Genomic DNA, 19,443 nt, shown 5'->3' with positions numbered 1-19,443 from the left:
GGGTTGGGATGATTTTAGTGTATAAACAGTGAATACCAAATAATGTGAGCGGGTGCCGATACGGCGATAAAGGGAGTTCGGGATGAGCACGAGTAAAGCGGTAATTATTTTTACCCTGTTTTGCGCCTGTCTCGGGGCTTGTGCGCAGCAGCAGACGCAGCCCCAGTGGCAAAGCGGCACCAACCCCGCGACGCGCTGTATGATGACTCGCGAACCCAGCGATAATGGCTATGTAAGCCAGTGTCTGCGTCGTGAACGCGACATTGCTATTGGCAGCCGGTCAATGACGGCCACCTTTGCGGACGGTTTTATTGATTCGGTGTTGGACGGCCTTTTTAATCAGGGCGAGTAAAAACGAGAGCGGCCGTGTTTTGCCTGTGCGTGCTTAAATTCTGTTTGATAGAGGTGCTTGTTGGGCGATCTTTAGCGCTATCGTACAGGGGCGCTAAAATGTGGGGGACCTTGGCAAAGAAGAACTGGCGGACACCTAGTGTCCGCCAGCTGCGAGGGTTGTTATTCGCTTACCAGAAGCGAACGTAAATACCCACGGTAATCGCGATAATAATCACGGTGTGGATAATATCCCACTTGGTGATACCCGCTTTAATCTCCGCCCGTTGCTCAGGGCTGATGGACGCGTAGGTGATGCCAGCCAGCTGGCTGTCGGGAGCGCGCTTGGTAAAAAAGCTTACCCCGATCACGATTGCGCAGGTCGCTATAAACAAGCCGATGCAGTAGTACAGCCAGTTAACGGTTACCAGTGATTCCAAAATGCCGCCGGCCGGCAGGCTGTCGGCAAAAATTTGCAACACCAGGCGAGTCATACCCAGAATAAAGCCAGCCACCAGGCCGATAAAGCCCGCGGTGGGGGTGATGCGCTTAGAGAACACACCCAGCAGGAAGACAACGGCAACCGCAGGAGCAATCAGCGACTGAACCAGCTGCAGGTATTCGTACAGCACATCCGCTACCAGCTGCATTACCGGAATCCAGATCACGCCCAGTGCAACTACTACCAAGGTGGCCATACGGCCCACTTTTACCAAATGCTGCTCGGAAGACTCCGGCTTAAAGCGCTTGTAGAAGTCGATGGTAAACAGGGTGGCCGAAGAGTTAAACAGCGAAGCCAGCGAGCTCATCAGGGCGGCGATCAGACCCCCGATCACAATCCCCTTAACACCGGCAGGCAGCAGGGTAGAGACCAGCGTGGCAAACGCTTGGTCGGGGCTGTCCATTTGGATAATGCCTTTCTCGTTCAGGGCGAAGGCGATCATGCCCGGGAACAAAAAGATAAATACCGGCAGTAGTTTCAGGTAGCCCGCAAAGAAAGTACCGCGACGCGCGGCCTGAATGCCTTTGGCCGACAGCACACGCTGAACAATGTACTGGTCGGTACACCAGTACCAAAAACCAATAATGACCGAGCCGAAAATAACGCCGGGCCAGGGGAAGTCAGGGTCAGAGGCGGGGCGGAACAGGCTCATTTTCTCGCCGTTAATGCGCTCCAGCTCGGCAAAGCCGCCCAGCGCTTCCAGGCCGGTGACCAGAATAACCACCGAGCCAATAATCAGCACCGGAGTTTGAATCACCGAGGTCCAGAGAATCGCCTTCATGCCACCGAGCACTGTGTAAATACCGGTAATCAGCACCAGGCCAATCGCCGCAACCCAGAAGAAGTCGAAGCCCCACAAGGTATCAATTCCCAGCACCGTCTGCAGTACCACGCCGCCGGCGTATACGGTCACCGAGACTTTGGTAAGCACATAACTGATCAGCGAGATTATGGAGAGGAAGGTGCGGCTGGACGGGCCGTAGCGGCGCTCGAGAAACTCGGGCATGGTGTAAATTTTACTGGACCAGTAAAAGGGCACAAACAGCCAGCCCAGCAAAATAATAATAAAGGACTGCAATTCCCAGTGCGCCATAGCCATACCGGTTTGCGCGCCGGCGCCGGATAGGCCTACCAGGTGCTCCGAACCGATATTAGAGGCGAAAATAGACGAACCAATGACCAGCCAACCGGCATTGCGTCCAGCGAGAAAGTAGTCCGCCGTATCGTTTTCCTTCTGCTTCATGCAGATGCCAACGGTAACGGCCAGGATTAGGAAAAAGGCGCCTAGCACCCAGTAATCCAGAGCAGCAAATTCAATCATTATTTTCTCTCATCTATATTGTGTGTATGGCTGAGGAGTAGTGTGAAATTATTATAGTATAATAGTTTCTGTGACTATAACTCTCCTCGGTTTTTATTAGCTTCCGGGCTCGCGGAGGCGAATAATAGCAAAAACACCGAGCTAACGTTAACTTCTGCTAATTTTTCTGTATTTCACGGCCAGTTGTGCGTCATTCTGGGGCGATATTTCCTCCCGAGTGTCTAACTAAAATAGGATAAATACTTCGCTTTTGGTGGTTGACACGGAAAACACAGAGTATTAGCATTCAAATTGTAATACAAATAACGGCTCCACGAGGAGTTTAATACCCTATTTTTCCGGTGGTTCGCCGGGTTCGTACGTTTTGTATTCATTAATAATAATTTGGTGCTCACTCATTTATGCACCATATATAAACGGAGAAAAGCTATGTTCAAGCGACGTTTGCTCAGTTCCTCAGTAGCCATGGTTGCTGCTCTGGGTTCCCTTCAGGTTGCCGCACAAGATAACCAAGAAGACATGGATATGCTGCTCGAAGAAGTAGTCGTTACCGGTGTTCGTGCCAGCCTTAACAAAGCCATTGATATCAAACGCGACTCCATGCAGGTAATGGACGCGATTATTGCCGAAGACATCGGCAAGCTGCCCGACAATAACGTTGTAGAATCTCTGCAGCGTGTTCCCGGTATTCAGGTAACCGACCGCGCCGACGGCGAAGTAAACACCGTAACCATTCGTGGTTTGACCGACGTTAGCACCACCGTTAATGGTCGTACTATCTTTACCGCCTCTGGTCGTGCCATGGCTTTGGCCGATTTGCCTTCTACTTTGGTATCGCGCATCGACGTGATTAAAAACCGTTCTGCGGCCCAGTTTGAAGAAGGTATTGCCGGTCAGATTGATGTACACACCTTCCGTCCATTCGACTTTGACGGCTCTAAGGTTTCGGTTGCGCTGCGCGGCGTGTACAACGAGGAGTCTGAAGAAACGGATCCCATCCTGAGTGGCTTGTTCAGTAATGTATGGGAAACAGGTGCTGGTGACTTCGGTGCTTTGGTAAATGTTTCTTACGCTGAAACGAATTTCCGTACCCAGTCGGTAACCCCGGGTGCGATGTTTCCGTTTATGACCGAAGAGCCTCTGGATGGCTTTGTGCCCTTGCAGTTGATTGGTGCTGATACCGGTTTCTGGGCTCCTGGTCTGGACAACGGCCTGCCCATGGACGCAGGCTCCACTTTGGATATGAACGGCGTTGATCAGGAATACTACCTGTCGCGCGATGCCTATATCATGACTGATTTCACCGGTGAGCGCGAGCGCTCGGCGGCTAATGTGTCTTTGCAGTTTGCGCCCAATGACTCTTCCACCTATACCTTTGAGTCCATGTACACCGGCTACCGCAATGACACTTTCAACAACCTGCACTTCTCGTTTGTTGACTGGTGGAACGACTTGGCCAAATTCGGTCCGATTGAAGATACCTTTGAGTTGTACGAAGGCACTAACGTCATCAAAGAGCGCACCGTAGGTAGTCCGTTTACCTTTAACAGTGGCGACTTTGCGACTAACGCGACCGACTCAATGATGTACGCGTTGCGCGGTGAGTGGGATATTTCCGATAACTTCACCTTAGAGTCTGAGGTGGTTTATCAGGATAGTGAATTTGAAACTCAATTTATCGCATTGCGCGGGAACGGTGGTGGCCGCTACGGCACAACTGTTAACTTTACCGATGATACCTCTCAGGTGTTCTTGGATAATCCAGATACAGAGCGTGATGAAAGCGACTTGACCAATCTTAACGATTGGACCATGGGTGATATGTACGAAAATGGCGCTCGCACCGAAGGTTCGGCCGTTACCTTTACCGTTGATGGTGAATACCTGAATGAAGGTGGTCTGTTTCATACCTTTAACTTCGGTATGCGTTACGACGACCACGATGCCGCCGAATTCGGTCGCGATCAGACTCAAGCCGTTTGTCAGGGTACTGCAGAGCAGTGTCAGTTCAGTGCTTACGATGGCATTTCGCACGTAAACAGCGGTTTTATGGAAGGCGAGTATGATGTCCCGCGCAGCTGGGCTGTGGCTGATGGTCCTTGGTTGTATGAAAACCGTGAGCAGATGATGGGCCTTTACAACTTGGACCCGAATCAGCCTCTGCTGGAGCAATTTAATATCAACGAAGTGAACGCCGCACTTTACGCTACCGCTCGATTTGAAACCGAGTTGGCCGGTATGCGTGTAGATGGTGAAATCGGTGGTCGTTACGTAGACGTGCAAACCGATACCGAATTTGTTGATAGCGTTACTGAAGAGCGTACTCAAGGTTCAAGCGAAACGTCTGAGTTCTTGCCGAGCTTAACCGCTCGCCTGCACTTTACTGAAGGCCTGCTGCTGCGCTTTAACTACGGTGAAACCTTGCGCATGCCAGGCTTCTTGGATCTGAACCCTACTATCACCTACAACGACGACCTGTCTAACGTGGGTTATGGTACTGCCAGTGGTGGTAATCCGGACCTGGAGCCGACTACCTCGCAAAATATGGATCTGTCTCTGGAGTGGTACTTCGGTGATGCAAGCTCTGTTTATCTGACTGCCTTCCAACGTGATATCGAAGGTTTGGTGGTTGGTTTCCGCAACGCGGTGCAGCGCGATATTCCGGGCTATCAAGTGGATACCTTTATTCTTTCGCAGCCGGATAACGCTTCTGACGGCGAGTTGAGCGGCATTGAGGTGGGGGCAAGCTACTTCCCCGAAAACCTGCCAGGTCTGCTGGATGGTATCGGTGTTCAGGCGGCTTTGACTCTGTTGGATTCCGAGCAGACTATCCCGCAGTTAAACAACGTGGGGGAAATTATTGGTACCGAGACCACCGATATTATCGGTGTATCGGATACCTCTTATAACCTTACTTTGATTTACGAGCGTGAGTCTTTCGACACCCGCCTGGGTTACGTATGGCGTTCCGACTTCTACAACAACAACGAAGCGGCGCTGTTTGCTAATCCACTTAGCGTGTATCGCGATGCTCAGCAATCGCTGGACTTCCAGTTGAACTACAACATCACTGATGACTTAACGGTATCTTTCGATGCGACTAACCTGACCGATGAGACGTCTCACAGCCGCTATGGCAACAGCGAGTACGCCACTTTCGGTAACTGGAAGATTGCTCGCACCTTCGCACTGGGTGCTCGCTACTCTTTCTAATTCCACTAATGGGCTAGTGGAAGCAGAAGTGGACCCCTTCGGGGGTTCATCCGACTTCGGTCGGTTGCGCCTTCGGGCGCACAGGCAGAGTAATCTGCCAATGTATTTCTGCACCTTGTGCCCTGTGTTAGCGTGCGGTCGGCACAGGGTGTAGCTATACATGGTCTCTTCTTGTTTTGCCCCCTTTTTTAAGGGGGCTTTTTTGTGCCTGTCATTTTGCGTTATTTTTGCCTGGTTTTATTGAGGAATTGACGTCGGCCTGTCAAAAACACCGCGCTGGGGTGAAAGTATGGCAATTTAGCTTGAAACATCGACTAAGAGTCGATACTTTTAGCCAACTTGTAATATTGAGTAACCGTAAATGGCCGTTTTAGAAAGAAATAATAATCTCTCGCAACGCATGACCCAGCAGCTTGGGCGCGCGATTGTGTGTGGGGAATACAGCCAGGGTGAAAGCTTGCCCACCGAGGCTGACCTGTGTGAAGAGTTTGGGGTAAGTCGCACCGCCGTGCGCGAAGCGGTAAAAATGCTGTCTGCCAAGGGGCTTATTTCCAGTCGCCCGCGCCAAGGCATTCGCATTATGCCCGAAGAGGAGTGGAATATTTTCGACTCCGATTTGCTCAGCTGGTCCCTCGAAGGCAACCCTTCGCTGAAAGTGTTGAAAGAGTTTTTGCAAATGCGCATTGCCATTGAGCCCGAAGCGGCCGCGTTGGCAGCGCGTTTTGCGCGCCCCGAGCGGATTCAGGCAATTGGCGATGCGCTGGAGCGTATGCGGGTGGCGTCGGATAACTCTGAAAACGAGCTGGAAGCGGATATCGATTTTCACATCAGTATTCTTTATGCCAGTGAAAACCGTTTTTATATCCGTATGCGCGATTTTACCCGCACTGCCTTGAACGTGAGTATCCGCCACACCAACGTGATTAAAGCCAACCCGGATGGTGTTTTGGAAGATCACGCCAAGGTTTATTACGCGATTTCCAGCGGTAACGCCGAGCGTGCCAAGAACGCTATGTTTTTGCTGATTGATGAAGCGCTAGGCTTTATTGAGCACGAATTGGAAAAGTCAGGCGAGCGTTAAGCATACAAACCTCTGTCATATACCCTATAATGCCGGGTGATATTAAATTCCCCGGCATTATGGAGCCTATCTTTTGAGTAAACGCCAAGGTCCACCTTCCGACCCGTTTGCCGACCGCGAAGCGCAGAAATACGAAAACCCCATCCCCAGTCGAGAGCTGATTCTGGAATTGCTGGATCGTCAGCCCGGTCCCTGCACCCACCCGCAAGTTGCCGAGTTATTAGAGCTGAGTGACGAAGACGATATTGAGGCTCTGCGCCGACGTTTAATCGCAATGGCCCGCGATGGCCAGCTGGTCAGCAATCGCCGTGGTGCTTTCGCGCCCATTGATCTAACCGAGCTGGTGCGCGCCCGGGTTCAGGGCCACCGCGACGGCTTTGGTTTTGCCATTCCGGTCGAGGGTGGCGACGACATTTACCTGCACAACCGCCAGATGCGCAAAGTGTTTGACGGCGATGAGGTGCTGGTGCGTCTGCAGGGCGAAAATTACCGGGGTAAAGAAGAGGGCGCCATTGTCGAGGTGCTGGTACGAAATACCAAAACCCTGGCCGGCCGGTTTATCAAAGAAGACGGGGTACAGTTTTTAAGCCCCGAAAACGCCAAAATTACCCAGGATGTCATGATCGCTCAAGGTGACGAGCTGGGCGCCAATAGTGGTCAGATAGTGGTGGTGGAAATTACCCGCCAGCCGGAAAAGCAGCGCCCCCCGCAGGGCCGTGTGATTCAGGTGCTGGGCGATCATATGGCGCCGGGCATGGAAATTGAGCTTGCTATAGAATCCCACGGCATTCCCAATCAGTGGAGCCACGAAGCGCTCAGCGAAGCCGAAGCCCTGCCCTCTGAAGTGGACGAGGCCCACAAAACCGGCCGGGTGGATCTGCGCGATTTACCCTTTGTGACCATTGACGGCGAAGATGCCCGCGATTTTGACGATGCGGTCTTGTGTCAGCGCAAGAAAAGCGGTGGCTGGCGGTTGTTTGTGGCTATTGCCGATGTCTCGCACTATGTGCGCCCCGGTACCGGTTTAAACGAAGACGCGGTGCGCCGCGCTACCAGCGTTTATTTTCCCGATCATGTGGTGCCCATGCTGCCGGAGAAAATCTCCAACGGCCTGTGCTCGCTGAACCCTCATGTAGACCGGCTGGTCATGGTGTGCGAGATGACCGTCTCGGCTGCGGGCCAGGTCAGTGGCTACAAATTCTACGAAGGCATTATTCACTCCCACGCGCGCTTAACCTACAACCAGGTGGGAGCGGCTTTGGCTGGCGATGAAGCGGTGCGCGAAGAGCTGGCCGATCGCTTAAACGAGCTGGAAAATCTGAACGAGCTTTACAAAAGCCTGCGCGAGGCTCGCACCGAGCGCGGCGCGATTGACTTTGAAACCGTCGAGACGCGCATTGTCTTTAACGATGAGCGCAAGATTGATGAAATTTTACCGGTACGGCGCAACGATGCTCATAAGATTATTGAGGAGTGCATGCTGTGCGCCAACGTATCGGCGGCGCGCTTTTTAGAAAAGCACAATATTACTTCGCTATACCGGGTTCACCAGGGCCCTACCGCAGAAAAACTGGAGAACCTGCGCGAATTTCTTGCCGAGTTGGGTCTGGGCCTGGGCGGTGGCGACGAGCCCACCTCCGCCGATTACCAAGTGCTAATGGAAGCCATCAGCAACCGCGGCGACGCCAATATGATTCAAACCGTGATGTTGCGCAGCTTGCGCCAGGCGGTGTATCAGGTGGAAAACGACGGTCACTTTGGGTTGGGCTATGATGCCTACACCCATTTTACCTCGCCCATTCGCCGCTATCCGGATTTAATCGTGCACCGCGCTATCCGCTCGGTGGTGCGCTCCGACCAGCCGTCTTCCCATGTGGAGAGGGTCGAGGGCGTGGCACCTATCCCCCGGGAAAAAATCTATCCTTACAGCGTGGCGGATATGATTTCTCTGGGGGAGCATTCCTCCATGGCCGAGCGCCGCGCCGATGAAGCCTCACGCGATGTTGTTAGCTGGCTCAAGTGCGAATACTTGCAGGATAAGGTGGGTGAGGTTTTCGACGGTGTGGTCAGCTCAGTGACCGGCTTTGGTTTGTTTGTCGAGCTGGTAGATATTTATGTCGATGGCCTGGTGCATATTACCGCCTTGCCGCAAGACTATTACCGCTTTGACCCTGCCAAGCACCGCTTAGTAGGTGATCGTACCCGCCAGGTATTCGGCTTGGGTGACGAGCTGAAGGTGCGTGTCGTGCGGGTGAGCCTGGATGAGCGCAAAATTGACTTTGAGCTTGAAAGCGTCACCAGTAAACGCCGCAGCGCTGCTAAAAATTCTGGCGGGGATAAAAACAAAGGCAAGCAGGGCGGTCGCGGCGGTAAAAACGCCGGTGGCAAAAAAGCCGCTTCGGCCCATCGGCCCAGCAAGAAAACGACCGACCCGTCCAAGCCCAGAAAACCGCGCAAGAGGAAACCGAAAAATGGCTCTGAAACCGGCGCGCAAGTTCGTCGCCCGTCGCAAGATTCGCCAGTTCGACAGGCGCAAACAAAGTCAGAGGAAAAAAGCCGATCTGTATTTGCGCAAGCAGCAGCTGGGGTTAAGAAGGCGTTGGCGAGATTTAAAAAGAAGCCTCCGCAGGACTAACGCCATGTTGTTTTGGTGCGATAAGTACGCCGGCGGCGCCCCCGAGCTTGAACAGGAAAGTAAAAGAGAAGACGTGTGAGCAAAAATGACATTCTCTATGGTCTGCACGCGGTGCAAGCCATTTTAAAAAGTGCCCCCCAGCGAGTATTAACGTTAATGGTGTTGCAGGGACGCACGGATCAAAAACTGCAGAAAATTCTGCAGTTGGCGCGCCAAAATGGTATATCGGTGCAAGAGGCGTCACGCAAAAAAATGGACGCGCTGGCAGCGGACGCCAATCATCAAGGAGTGATAGCCCAGGCGCGCCCGGGTAAAAGCCACGACGAAGCCTATCTGTATGAGTTGCTGGATTCGCTGGAGCACCCGCCGCTGTTGCTGGTATTGGATGGCGTTACCGACCCGCATAATCTCGGGGCCTGTCTGCGCTCGGCTGATGCCGCCGGTGTGGACGCGGTTATTGCTCCTAAGGATAACGCTGCGGGGTTAAACCCTACCGCGCGCAAGGTGGCTTGCGGCGCAGCCGAAGTCGTGCCTTTTATTCCGGTGACTAATTTGGCGCGCACACTGGAAAAGCTTAAAGCTCGCGGTGTTTGGGTGAAGGGCGCTGCGGGTGAGGCGAGCGCGACCATTTTTAGCAGTGATCTGACCGGCGCCGTGGCATTGGTGATGGGGGCAGAAGGAGAGGGCTTGCGTCGCCTGACCCGCGAAACCTGCGACGAGCTGATTAAAATCCCCATGGTAGGAACAGTCAGCAGTTTAAATGTGTCGGTGGCAACCGGTATTTGTCTGTTCGAGGCGGTGCGCCAGCGTAGCTGAGGGAGCCTCTGATTAAGTTCTCAGAGGTTCCTTACGTTCTTACACTGCTATTCACAGGCCGCTCGGCCACGGTTACTTCCAGCTCCAGCTGCTCTGGCTCGGCATTGAGGCGTGGGCGCAATACGCGCACGCTGACCTTGGTGCCCGGGTCCAGCTCTGCCACTTCATTTAAACCCTGGCGTTCGGTGCCAATTGGCTGGCCGTTGATATGAGTCAGTAGGTCGCCGCGTTTAATGCCCGCGATATGGGCGGGCTGATTAATACTGACGTCGGTGACCAGCACTCCAGGGGTATTGCCGGGTATTCCCAGCTCCTGTAACTGAGTATCGCTAAGGCGCTCAACGGTTAGACCCAGCCAGCCGCGCACTACCCGGCCGTATTTGATGATGTCATTGAGCGAGTCCATGGCATCGTCCACCGGCACCGCAAAGCCGATACCAACAGTGTCAAAAATAATCGCCGCGTTGATGCCCAGCAGATTGCCCTGGGTATCGATCAGGGCGCCGCCAGAGTTGCCTGGGTTAATCGCCGCGTCAGTTTGGATGTAATTTTCATACACACTCAACCCCAGGCCATAGCGGCTGAGAGCACTGACAATACCCTGGGTGACCGTCTGCCCAACTCCGAACGGGTTGCCGATCGCGAGCACGACATCGCCCACTCGGCTCGCTTTAGGGTTGCCCAGGGTGATCGGGGTGAGGTCGTCCAGCTCGATTTTCAGTACCGCTAAGTCGCTCTCAGGATCATTGCCAATAAAGGTCGCTCCGGCGCGGCGTCCGTCGTGCAGCAATACCAGAATTTCATCGGCGCCGTCGATTACGTGGTTATTGGTTAGCAGGTAGCCCTCTTCACTGACAATTACTCCTGAGCCCAGCGCCGACTGCACACGTTTTTGCTGGCTGGGGTTGCGATACAGTTGCTCGTAAAGAGGATGATTTGCCAGCGGATGGCGGCGGGTTTCAATCACCTTGCGAGAATAAATATTGACCACCGAGCTCGCTGCCTTGTCGACGGCATCGGCGTAGGAGGTGGTGTTGGGTATGCTATGACGCGCCGTAACCGGGTTAGTGCTGCCCTCGGGCAGCAGGTCCGGAAACAGAGCGAATACGAGCAGCGCTATCACCAAGCCTGCCAGAGCCGGCCAGGCGAGAAATTGCAGCGCGCGGGCGAGCAGGGGCATGCGCTCTCCAGTTGTTGTTATGAGTTGTGCTGGCTGCGCACATGGGCCTCGGCATCGGCGCTGGCCGCTTCGGTTTCGTCCAGGTCATAGTCTTCGCTCAGCGCGCCTTTGCGGCCTTCGCGTTTTGGCGCCCAGTCTCGCGGCGCCTCTACCTTTGCGTGTTCGATTTCGTCGGCGCCGCCGGGAAGCTGATGCTTGGCGTCTGCCAACAGCTGGCGACTGATTTCGGGGGTGCTCAACTTTAGAGCGCTAGACGCCAAATGCTCGTGCATGTCGCGGTAGCTTTCGTTAAGGCTGTTAACCAGCTCGGTGGTGCGCGCAAAGTGTTCGGTGACGTCGCGCTGGTAATGGTCCAGAGCCTGCTCAGCTTCTTGCAGGCGTTTTTGCATATCGGCGTTGCGACTGCCACTGCTGCCGCTGCGTGAGAGAATGTGGCCCGCTGCGCAGCCGACTAAAAGTGATACCAGCACTGCAACAATGACCGTAACTAATGAAAACACAAAAACTCTCCTGAATAGACCGCTCAATGTACCGGGCCTGATGCGAGATTAGGCCCTAACCTTTATTATACGGCCTTTTAACGACTAAAGAGAGGTGTGGGGCACAAGTCGCTGAGATTCGTTCCCCGGACAGTTGTATTTCACTATGACAGATTTGTTTTTATCGCAGGCAAAGACCCTCATCGACGGGCCGGTCGGTCCGTTAGAGATCGCGGCCTCTAAGGGCAGCGACAGTGGCGAGTACCGCCATTGCAACACTTTCGCAGTAATCGCTCATCCGCACCCATTGCACGGCGGCACTATGGATAACAAAGTGGTGACCACGCTGATGCGCTGTTATCGCGATTTGGGCGTGGATGTATTGCGCTTTAATTTTCGCGGCGTAGGGCAAAGCGGCGGTGAGCACGATCACGCAGTGGGCGAGTTGGACGATATGCTTGCCGTTATCGCTGCAGGTCTTGCCAGCCGCCCAGGCGCGCGGCCTCTGCTGGCCGGCTTTTCATTTGGCTCATCGGTGGCGGCGCGGGCGAGTTATAAGGTAAATGCTGCGCACTTGTGTCTGGTAGCGCCGCCGGTGCCGCGTTACGAATTTGAATCCGGAGGCGCTTTTCCTGCCCCGCTCAGCGTTTTGCAGGGCGAGCAGGATGAGCGGGTTGATGAGTCGGATGTCAGACGCTGGGCCGGGGCCTTGGCAGGTGATGTTCGCTATCACTGCTTCGCCGCTACAGGTCATTTCTTTCATGGCAAGTTGGTGGAGTTAAAGCAGCAGCTTGCCGAGGACTTGGTGCAGCAGAGTCCAGCGCGGGGGTGGTCGTGAGCGAAGCAATGTCCCCCCAGCGGCGCTATGAGCGAGATTTGCAGGCGCCAGACTTCCATGCTGATGCATCCCAGGCTATGGCGGTTGCCGAGCTGCAGGCTTTGTACGAGGCGTTGCTGCAGCCGACTCCAGCGCCCAGCCTGTGGGCGCGGCTGACGGGTAAGCGTGAGCGCGAGCCGGTGCGCGGTCTGTATTTTTGGGGCGGAGTGGGGCGCGGCAAAACCTATTTGATGGATAATTTTTACGAGAGTTTGCCGTTTAAGGAAAAGATGCGCGCGCACTTTCATCGTTTTATGCGCCGTGTGCACAGTGAGCTAAAAAAACTGGCCGGACAAAAAAATCCGCTGGAGCAGGTGGCCGATAACATTGCCGGTGAGGCGAGGGTAATCTGTTTTGACGAATTTTTTGTCAGCGATATAACCGATGCCATGATCCTGGCGGGGTTGCTGGATGGTTTGTTCCGCCGCGGGGTCACCCTGGTGGCCACTTCCAATATTGAGCCCTCTGGTCTGTACAAGGACGGATTGCAGCGTGTGCGCTTTTTACCGGCGATTGCGCTGCTGCAAAAGCATACCAAAGTTGTAAACGTTGATGGCGGCGTCGATTACCGCCTGCGGGCCCTGGAGCAAGCTGAACTCTACTATAGCCCTTTGGGGCAGGTGGCGGAGCAGGGATTAGAGCGCGCCTTTGTCAGTCTCGCGCCTGCCGGAGCTCAGCGCCGCGCTGATGTGAAGCTCGAGGTAGAAGGGCGACCGATATTGGCGCGCTGGGTGGCTGATGATGTGGCCTGGTTCGAGTTTAACGAGCTTTGCGATGGACCGCGCTCGCAGAATGACTATATTGAGCTGGCGCGAGAGTTTCATACGGTATTGGTGGCAAATGTGCCGCAGTTGGGCGGCGATAAAGATGATCAGGCGCGGCGCTTTATTAATTTGGTGGACGAGTTCTACGATCGTCACGTCAAATTGGTGGTGTCGGCCGAGCAGCCGCTGGAAAGTCTGTACGCTGGTGGTCGGCTGGAGTTTGAATTTGAACGCACCGCCAGCCGTCTGTTAGAGATGCGCAGTCACGAGTATTTGGGGCGTCCGCATCGCCCCTAGCGCTAACCGCATTGGGTCCCGGGGAGGAGTTGAACGCCCCGCTTTTCGGTCGAATTGCAACTGGATAAAAAAAGTGCAAAAAGAGGTTGAAAAGATATCGGCGCTTATGTAGTATTCGCGCTCTTTTGTGGGAAGCACCACCTAGTAGGCAGGTATAACATGAAGACATATAGTGCTAAAGCAGAGTCAGTCGTTCGCGATTGGTTCGTCATTGATGCAGAAGGTAAGACTCTGGGCCGTATGGCTACGGAGATCGCTACTCGTCTGCGCGGAAAGCACAAACCTGAGTACACCCCGCATGTTGACACCGGTGACTACATCGTAGTTATTAACGCAGAGAAAGTTGCTGTGACCGGTCGCAAAGCTACTGACAAGATGTACTATCGTCACACCGGTTACATCGGTGGCATCAAGTCTATTAGCTTTGAGAAGCTGATCGATAAGGCTCCAGAGCGTGTAATTCAGTCTGCTGTAAAAGGCATGCTGCCACGTGGTCCTCTCGGTCGCGCTATGTTCAACAAGTTGAAAGTGTACGCAGGTAGTGAGCATCCGCACACTGCTCAGCAGCCGCAAGAACTTAACATCTAAACGGAAAGCTGATTATGGCAGTTACTCAATATTACGGTACCGGCCGTCGTAAGACCTCGACCGCTCGAGTGTTCATTACTCCAGGCACAGGTACAATCACCATCAATGGTCGTCCGCTGGATCAGTATTTCGGTCGCGAAGTTGCACAGATGGTTGTGCGCCAGCCGCTGGAAACTGCGGATCTGACGGAAAAATTCGACGTTAAAGCCACTGTTGCAGGCGGTGGTAGCTTCGGTCAGGCGGGCGCTATTCGCCACGGCCTGACTCGCGCTCTGATCGAATACGACGAAACTCTGCGTCAGCCTCTGCGTGCCGAGGGTTATGTAACCCGCGATTCGCGTGAAGTTGAGCGTAAGAAAGTCGGTCTGCGCAAAGCACGTAAGAAGCCACAATTCTCCAAGCGTTAATTGGGATTGTTGCTGCCGTGCAGCAGGCAAAAGGAAAGGCGCCCAGGGTTTTACCTTGGGCGCTTTTTTTGTATCCGCTATTTTGATTAATTTGTCTGGCCTGCTCGCGAGCCCTTGTGGCACGCGGGCTCGCGCCCTTTTCCTTGTAACAGGCGCGCATTTTCATTAAGATTGGGCAATTTTTTAAGACAATAAGATCCATCTAAATATTTGAAATTCAGTGATTTTTAGCCGTCGATGCTGTTAGGGGAGAAGTCGTCATGAGCAATGACGTTGTCAACAAAACACGCCGTCGTGTACTCACCGGCGCCACTACCGTGGTGGGCGCTATAGGTGCAGTGGGCGTTGCCGTTCCGTTTGTCGGGTCCTGGAATCCGAGTGCCAAGGCCAAAGCTGCCGGTGCACCGGTGCAGGTGAATATTAGTAAAATTGAACCGGGCGCCATGATTACCGTGGAATGGCGCGGCAAGCCGGTGTACATCGTACGCCGTACCGAAGAGGCTCTTGAAAACCTCTCCAAAACCGACGATCTGGTGCGCGATCCCAACTCTGAAGAGCCTCAACAGCCTCCCTATGCGCAGAATCACGCCCGCTCGATTAAACCTGAAGTGTTGGTTTTGCTGGGTCTGTGTACCCATCTGGGCTGTGCCCCCATGTTTCGCCCGGAAGTTGGCGCTGCCGATTTAGGTGGTGACAATTGGCAGGGCGGCTTTTTCTGCCCCTGTCACGGTTCTAAGTTCGATTTGGCCGGCCGCGTTTTCAAAGGTGTGCCCGCGCCTATTAACTTGCAAGTGCCGCCCCATAGGTACGACAGCGATTCAGTGTTAACCATCGGCGAGGATCAGGAGGCATAAGCATGAGCAAGTTGAAAGGTCTTTGGAATTGGGTTGATGCCCGCCTGCCGGTACAGCGCGCCTGGGATACCCACATGGGTAAATACTACGCGCCGAAAAACTTTAACTTCTGGTATTTCTTCGGGGTACTGTCGATTCTGGTGCTGGTTAACCAGCTGCTGACCGGTATCTGGCTGACCATGAACTACACGCCCAGCGCTGAAGAGGCTTTTGCCTCGGTTGAATACATCATGCGCGATGTCGATTACGGCTGGATTTTGCGCTATATGCACTCCACGGGTGCCTCCGCCTTTTTTGTGGTGGTTTACCTGCATATGTTCCGCGGCTTGATGTATGGCTCTTATAAAGCGCCTCGCGAGCTGGTGTGGATTTTCGGTATGACCATCTACCTGGTGCTGATGGCCGAAGCGTTTATGGGTTATGTGCTGCCCTGGGGGCAGATGTCCTACTGGGGCGCGCAGGTGATTGTATCCCTTGCAGGTGCGATTCCTGTGGTGGGCGACTCTCTGGTTGAATGGGTGCGCGGTGACTACCTGATTTCGGGTATTACCTTGAATCGTTTCTTCGCGTTGCACGTTGTGGCGCTGCCGATTGTTCTCTTGGGACTGGTAGTTTTGCACCTATTGGCGCTGCACGAAGTTGGCTCAAACAACCCAGACGGTATTGAGATCAAGAAGAACAAAGATGAAAACGGTGTACCTAAAGACGGCGTGGCTTTCCACCCCTTCTACACTGTGCATGATCTGGTGGGCGTTTCTGTCTTCCTGTTTGTTTTCTGTTTCGTGCTGTTCTTTATGCCGGAGATGGGTGGTTTCTTCCTGGAGTACGCTAACTTTGAAGAAGCGAATAACCTGAAGACCCCCGAGCATATTGCGCCTGTTTGGTATTTCACGCCTTTCTACGCCATTTTGCGTGCAGTAACCTTCGATATTGGGCCGCTGAGTTCCAAGTTCCTGGGCCTGATTGCCATGGGGGCTGCGATTGCCATCTTGTTTGTGCTGCCTTGGTTGGATAAGAGCCCGGTTAAGTCCATGCGCTATAAAGGTAACTTCAGCCGTGTAGCGCTGATTGTGTTCGCCGCTGCCTTTGTGATACTGGGTTATCTCGGTGTGAAGGCTCCAACTCCGGGGCGCACAATCTTGTCTCAGGTATGTACTATTTTGTACTTCGCCTATTTCATCGGCATGCCATTCTGGACTAAGCGCGAGAAAACTGAGCCAGAGCCTGAGCGTGTTCGTATGAAGGGCTTGCCCCTGCACCTGACCTTAGGTGGCTTCGTACTCTTCGCTATTCTGGTGGTGGTGCCAATCAAAGCCGTTGGTGCTGAAAGCCACTTTGCCTGCGGTTCTATCCCCTGTGACACTATGGAGCCAGACTTGGAAAACAAGGCGTCGCTACAGCGCGGCGCCAAGTATTTCGTCAACTACTGCATGGGTTGTCACTCGGCCAAGTTCTCTCGCTACGGTCGCGTGGCCGATGATCTCGGCATCCCCGATGATGTGATGATGGACAACCTGGTTTTTGGTGAGCGCCGTATCGGTGATTTGATGGAAAACGCCATGACCAAAGAGCAGGGCAAAAAATGGTTTGGTGCCGCGCCGCCGGATTTGACTCTGGTGGCCAGATCTCGTTCACCGGAGTGGCTCTACACGTATCTGCGTAATTTCTATAAAGACGAATCCCGCCCACTCGGGGTCAATAACCGTGTTTTTGCCAACGTGGGTATGCCCCATGTCATGCTTGAACTGCAGGGATTGCATGAGTGTGGTGCCGGTCCAAAACTCGACAGCCACGGCAACGCCGAGCGCGATAACCTAGGCAATCTGGTGATGGATGAGCACTGTGGCGCACTGGTTGAAGGCGATATAAAAGGTAGCATGAGTGCTGAGGAGTTCGATCTCGCCATTTATGATCTGGTGAATTTCCTGGAATATGTGGCCGAGCCCTCCCAATTGGATCGTAAGCGCATAGGCGTGTTCGTACTGCTGTTCCTGTGTGTTCTGTTTGTCTTTACCTACTTGTTGAACCGTGAATACTGGAAAGGCATTCACTGATTTTAGAGTGGGCTAAGGCCCACTCCCACTACATTGACTACTGAGGTGACTTAATGGGTGTTGTGACTAAGCGCTCATCCATGATTTTTTATTCTGACCCCACAGACCACTACAGCCATCGAGTACGTATTGTGCTGGCCGAAAAGGGTGTTTCGGTTGATATGGTCGAGGGAGATTCTGCGAACAAGCCCCGCGAACTCGCTGATCTGAACCCATACAACACGCTGCCGACTCTGGTTGACCGCGATCTGTCTCTGTATGAGTCAAAAGTAATCATGGAGTATCTGGATGAGCGTTTTCCTCATCCTCCGCTGCTGCCGGTTTATCCGGTGGCCCGAGCTCAAAGCCGCCTTTGGATGTACCGTCTCGAGCGCGACTGGGCGCCTATGGTGGATACTATTGTCCAGGGAGGCGACCGCGAAAAGGTTGAGCACGCACGGAAAGAGTTAAAAGATAGCCTGCTGACCATTGCGCCTATTTTTGCTGAAATGCCTTTCTTTATGAGTGAAGAGTTCACCATTGTGGATTGCTGCTTGGGGCCGATTTTGTGGCGTTTGAATGCGTTGGGAATTGAGCTGCCTAACACCCGGCAGAGCCTACCGCTCAAACAGTATATGGAGCGCTTGTTCTCGCGAGAGTCATTCCAGCAGAGTTTGACTGAGCCCGAGACGGAAATGCGTCCTCAAGCTTGATTCTATGACGGGGCCTGAGCCCCGTTTTCGTTTATTTATAATTCAGGAGCGCTCGCTGTATGCCGATGAGTTCAAGCCGCCCCTATATGATCCGTGCCCTGTACGAGTGGATTGTGGATAACGCCTGCACGCCCTATATCTTGGTAAATGCACGGGCAACCGGGGTGGAAGTCCCCCAAGAGCATGTCAATAAAGATGGTCAGATCGTGCTGAATATTTCGCCTACCTCAGTGGTTGGGCTGGATCTGTCTCAAGAGCACATTGCCTTTAGTGCCCGGTTTGGTGGCGTGCCGCGAGATTTGTTTATTCCCTCTTACGCCGTTCTGGGAATCTATGCCCGGGAAAATGGCCAGGGTATGGTATTCGATGCCGAACCCGAGCCGCCAACGCCACCTGAGCCCCCCAAGCCAGAAGGTGATGAGGATAAACGACCCAGTTTGCGAGTGGTTAAGTAACGGGGTAACGCCCGTTACTGTCCATATTTCTTTGTATGTTTATTGGTCAGTCCTAATATAGCAATATCTTATTTGTTGCCCTCCTGCGCCTATTGTTATCGTTGATCCTACAGACCCACTGAATAATAAAAACCAGCTGTAGGAGAAGTAACATGGCTATGTTCCAGCATACTTTTGGAATTTTTACCAACCCGGACCGCGAATGGCAGCGCATTCGCAACGAAGATCAAAGCTTTTTTAAGGTCTACTGGACACACGTACCGCTGCTGGCGCTGATTCCAGTTATTTGTGCATACTTTGGCGTAACTCAGCAGGGCTGGAGCATTGGTAGCGGTGGCATCGTAAAGTTGACCCCGGACAGTGCGCTGATCCTCTGTGCGTTTGCATATCTGGCGCAATTGGCGGCGGTTTATATCCTGGGTGAATATATAAACTGGATGAGTCACAGCTTCGGTGTGACCGATGAGGCGCCGCAGCGTCATTATGAAGGTACGGCGTTGGCTGTGTACTCGGCAACGCCGATGATGCTGGCAGGTTTTGTACTCTTATTCCCCGAGCTTTGGCTGGTTGCCGGGGTGTTTATTCTGGCCGCCTGCTATTCCATTTACCTGATTTACGAGGGTATCCCCATTTTGATGAATATTCCCAAGGAGCGAGGCTTTGTGTACGCAAGCTCGGTGATTACCGTGGGGCTTGTGTTGGCCGTAGTTGTTATGGTCGCCACCGTTATCGTGTGGGGCTCGGGAATGGGGCCTGTGTACGTCAGCTAAAACGGTGATTTAATAAGCTATATAAGGCGGCATTGGCCGCCTTTTGTTGTTTTGGTAGCGGGATTTTTCAATTGTGTATTTTTTATGACACTTTCTTTACAGCTTGTCACATAATTGTCATATAGGCT

The 19,443-nt window shown here is 53.4% G+C and carries 17 protein-coding genes; 14 read left to right on the top strand and 3 right to left on the bottom strand.

The window, feature by feature from the left end; translation table 11 throughout:
• The first annotated feature begins 82 nt into the window (after nucleotides 1-82).
• On the top strand, nucleotides 83-352 hold the full coding sequence (locus tag NHM04_RS06990; protein ID WP_254266271.1) for a hypothetical protein: 270 nt from the start codon (nucleotides 83-85) through the stop codon (nucleotides 350-352).
• Nucleotides 353-521: 169 nt separating this feature from the next.
• Here NHM04_RS06990 and NHM04_RS06985 read toward each other — a convergent pair whose 3' ends face one another.
• Nucleotides 522-2,153: a sodium:solute symporter gene (locus NHM04_RS06985; protein WP_254266270.1), complete on the bottom strand. Its 1,632-nt coding sequence runs from the start codon at nucleotides 2,151-2,153 to the stop codon at nucleotides 522-524.
• A gap of 429 nt (nucleotides 2,154-2,582) precedes the next feature.
• On the opposite strand from NHM04_RS06985, the gene NHM04_RS06980 reads away from it, so the two are divergent.
• From NHM04_RS06980 to rlmB, 4 genes are all read left to right on the top strand, one after another.
• The gene (locus NHM04_RS06980; protein WP_254266269.1) at nucleotides 2,583-5,366 is read left to right on the top strand and encodes a TonB-dependent receptor; all 2,784 of its coding nucleotides are present in this window, start codon (nucleotides 2,583-2,585) and stop codon (nucleotides 5,364-5,366) included.
• Nucleotides 5,367-5,727: 361 nt separating this feature from the next.
• The gene (locus tag NHM04_RS06975; RefSeq protein ID WP_254266268.1) at nucleotides 5,728-6,447 is read left to right on the top strand and encodes a FadR/GntR family transcriptional regulator; all 720 of its coding nucleotides are present in this window, start codon (nucleotides 5,728-5,730) and stop codon (nucleotides 6,445-6,447) included.
• Between the two features lie 73 nt (nucleotides 6,448-6,520).
• On the top strand, nucleotides 6,521-9,082 hold the full coding sequence (gene rnr, locus NHM04_RS06970; protein WP_254266267.1) for a ribonuclease R: 2,562 nt from the start codon (nucleotides 6,521-6,523) through the stop codon (nucleotides 9,080-9,082).
• Nucleotides 9,083-9,157: 75 nt separating this feature from the next.
• The gene (gene rlmB / locus NHM04_RS06965; RefSeq protein ID WP_254266266.1) at nucleotides 9,158-9,898 is read left to right on the top strand and encodes a 23S rRNA (guanosine(2251)-2'-O)-methyltransferase RlmB; all 741 of its coding nucleotides are present in this window, start codon (nucleotides 9,158-9,160) and stop codon (nucleotides 9,896-9,898) included.
• A gap of 31 nt (nucleotides 9,899-9,929) precedes the next feature.
• Here rlmB and NHM04_RS06960 read toward each other — a convergent pair whose 3' ends face one another.
• Together NHM04_RS06960 and NHM04_RS06955 are read right to left on the bottom strand one after the other, a co-directional pair.
• Nucleotides 9,930-11,078, bottom strand: a complete 1,149-nt coding sequence (locus NHM04_RS06960) for a trypsin-like peptidase domain-containing protein (protein WP_254266265.1) — start codon at nucleotides 11,076-11,078, stop codon at nucleotides 9,930-9,932.
• 17 nt (nucleotides 11,079-11,095) lie between these two features.
• Nucleotides 11,096-11,578, bottom strand: a complete 483-nt coding sequence (locus NHM04_RS06955) for a YhcB family protein (protein WP_254266264.1) — start codon at nucleotides 11,576-11,578, stop codon at nucleotides 11,096-11,098.
• Nucleotides 11,579-11,723: 145 nt separating this feature from the next.
• Here NHM04_RS06955 and NHM04_RS06950 point away from each other — a divergent pair, with 145 nt between their 5' ends.
• The 9 genes from NHM04_RS06950 (at nucleotide 11,724) to NHM04_RS06910 (ending at nucleotide 19,315) form a co-directional block, all read left to right on the top strand.
• Nucleotides 11,724-12,395 carry an alpha/beta hydrolase gene (locus tag NHM04_RS06950; protein WP_254266263.1) on the top strand — a complete coding sequence of 224 codons (672 nt, stop codon included), beginning with the start codon at nucleotides 11,724-11,726 and terminating at the stop codon, nucleotides 12,393-12,395.
• Nucleotides 12,396-12,403: 8 nt separating this feature from the next.
• On the top strand, nucleotides 12,404-13,495 hold the full coding sequence (gene zapE / locus NHM04_RS06945; RefSeq protein ID WP_254266606.1) for a cell division protein ZapE: 1,092 nt from the start codon (nucleotides 12,404-12,406) through the stop codon (nucleotides 13,493-13,495).
• Between the two features lie 159 nt (nucleotides 13,496-13,654).
• On the top strand, nucleotides 13,655-14,083 hold the full coding sequence (gene rplM / locus NHM04_RS06940) for a 50S ribosomal protein L13 (protein ID WP_254266262.1): 429 nt from the start codon (nucleotides 13,655-13,657) through the stop codon (nucleotides 14,081-14,083).
• 14 nt (nucleotides 14,084-14,097) lie between these two features.
• Nucleotides 14,098-14,490: a 30S ribosomal protein S9 gene (rpsI, locus tag NHM04_RS06935; RefSeq protein ID WP_254266261.1), complete on the top strand. Its 393-nt coding sequence runs from the start codon at nucleotides 14,098-14,100 to the stop codon at nucleotides 14,488-14,490.
• Nucleotides 14,491-14,750: 260 nt separating this feature from the next.
• A complete protein-coding gene (gene petA, locus NHM04_RS06930) occupies nucleotides 14,751-15,344 on the top strand; it encodes a ubiquinol-cytochrome c reductase iron-sulfur subunit (protein ID WP_254266260.1) in 594 nt (197 codons plus the stop codon).
• Nucleotides 15,345-15,346: 2 nt separating this feature from the next.
• Entirely contained in the window at nucleotides 15,347-17,398 is a 2,052-nt protein-coding gene (locus NHM04_RS06925) for a ubiquinol-cytochrome c reductase (RefSeq protein ID WP_254266259.1), read from the top strand.
• A 53-nt stretch (nucleotides 17,399-17,451) separates the two neighbouring features.
• Nucleotides 17,452-18,090 (top strand): glutathione S-transferase N-terminal domain-containing protein, encoded by a 639-nt coding sequence (locus NHM04_RS06920; RefSeq protein WP_254266258.1) that lies wholly within the window; start codon nucleotides 17,452-17,454, stop codon nucleotides 18,088-18,090.
• Nucleotides 18,091-18,149: 59 nt separating this feature from the next.
• Nucleotides 18,150-18,545: a ClpXP protease specificity-enhancing factor gene (locus NHM04_RS06915; RefSeq protein WP_254266257.1), complete on the top strand. Its 396-nt coding sequence runs from the start codon at nucleotides 18,150-18,152 to the stop codon at nucleotides 18,543-18,545.
• A 152-nt stretch (nucleotides 18,546-18,697) separates the two neighbouring features.
• Nucleotides 18,698-19,315, top strand: a complete 618-nt coding sequence (locus NHM04_RS06910) for a Yip1 family protein (protein WP_254266256.1) — start codon at nucleotides 18,698-18,700, stop codon at nucleotides 19,313-19,315.
• Nucleotides 19,316-19,443 lie beyond the last annotated feature (128 nt).

The sequence above is a fragment of the Gilvimarinus sp. DA14 genome, assembly GCF_024204685.1.
Taxonomy (GTDB): domain Bacteria; phylum Pseudomonadota; class Gammaproteobacteria; order Pseudomonadales; family Cellvibrionaceae; genus Gilvimarinus.
This window is presented reverse-complemented; position numbering and strand designations above follow the sequence as displayed.

Excerpts from the sequence above, each read along its gene's own strand:
- NHM04_RS06990 (WP_254266271.1), top strand. The coding sequence starts at position 83 with ATGAGCACGAGTAAAGCGGTAATTATTTTTACCCTGTTTTGCGCCTGT.
- NHM04_RS06985 (WP_254266270.1), bottom strand. The coding sequence starts at position 2,153 with ATGATTGAATTTGCTGCTCTGGATTACTGGGTGCTAGGCGCCTTTTTC.
- NHM04_RS06980 (WP_254266269.1), top strand. The coding sequence starts at position 2,583 with ATGTTCAAGCGACGTTTGCTCAGTTCCTCAGTAGCCATGGTTGCTGCT.
- NHM04_RS06975 (WP_254266268.1), top strand. The coding sequence starts at position 5,728 with ATGGCCGTTTTAGAAAGAAATAATAATCTCTCGCAACGCATGACCCAG.
- NHM04_RS06960 (WP_254266265.1), bottom strand. The coding sequence starts at position 11,078 with ATGCCCCTGCTCGCCCGCGCGCTGCAATTTCTCGCCTGGCCGGCTCTG.
- NHM04_RS06950 (WP_254266263.1), top strand. The coding sequence starts at position 11,724 with ATGACAGATTTGTTTTTATCGCAGGCAAAGACCCTCATCGACGGGCCG.
- zapE (WP_254266606.1), top strand. The coding sequence starts at position 12,404 with ATGTCCCCCCAGCGGCGCTATGAGCGAGATTTGCAGGCGCCAGACTTC.
- rplM (WP_254266262.1), top strand. The coding sequence starts at position 13,655 with ATGAAGACATATAGTGCTAAAGCAGAGTCAGTCGTTCGCGATTGGTTC.
- rpsI (WP_254266261.1), top strand. The coding sequence starts at position 14,098 with ATGGCAGTTACTCAATATTACGGTACCGGCCGTCGTAAGACCTCGACC.
- petA (WP_254266260.1), top strand. The coding sequence starts at position 14,751 with ATGAGCAATGACGTTGTCAACAAAACACGCCGTCGTGTACTCACCGGC.
- NHM04_RS06925 (WP_254266259.1), top strand. The coding sequence starts at position 15,347 with ATGAGCAAGTTGAAAGGTCTTTGGAATTGGGTTGATGCCCGCCTGCCG.
- NHM04_RS06920 (WP_254266258.1), top strand. The coding sequence starts at position 17,452 with ATGGGTGTTGTGACTAAGCGCTCATCCATGATTTTTTATTCTGACCCC.
- NHM04_RS06915 (WP_254266257.1), top strand. The coding sequence starts at position 18,150 with ATGCCGATGAGTTCAAGCCGCCCCTATATGATCCGTGCCCTGTACGAG.
- NHM04_RS06910 (WP_254266256.1), top strand. The coding sequence starts at position 18,698 with ATGGCTATGTTCCAGCATACTTTTGGAATTTTTACCAACCCGGACCGC.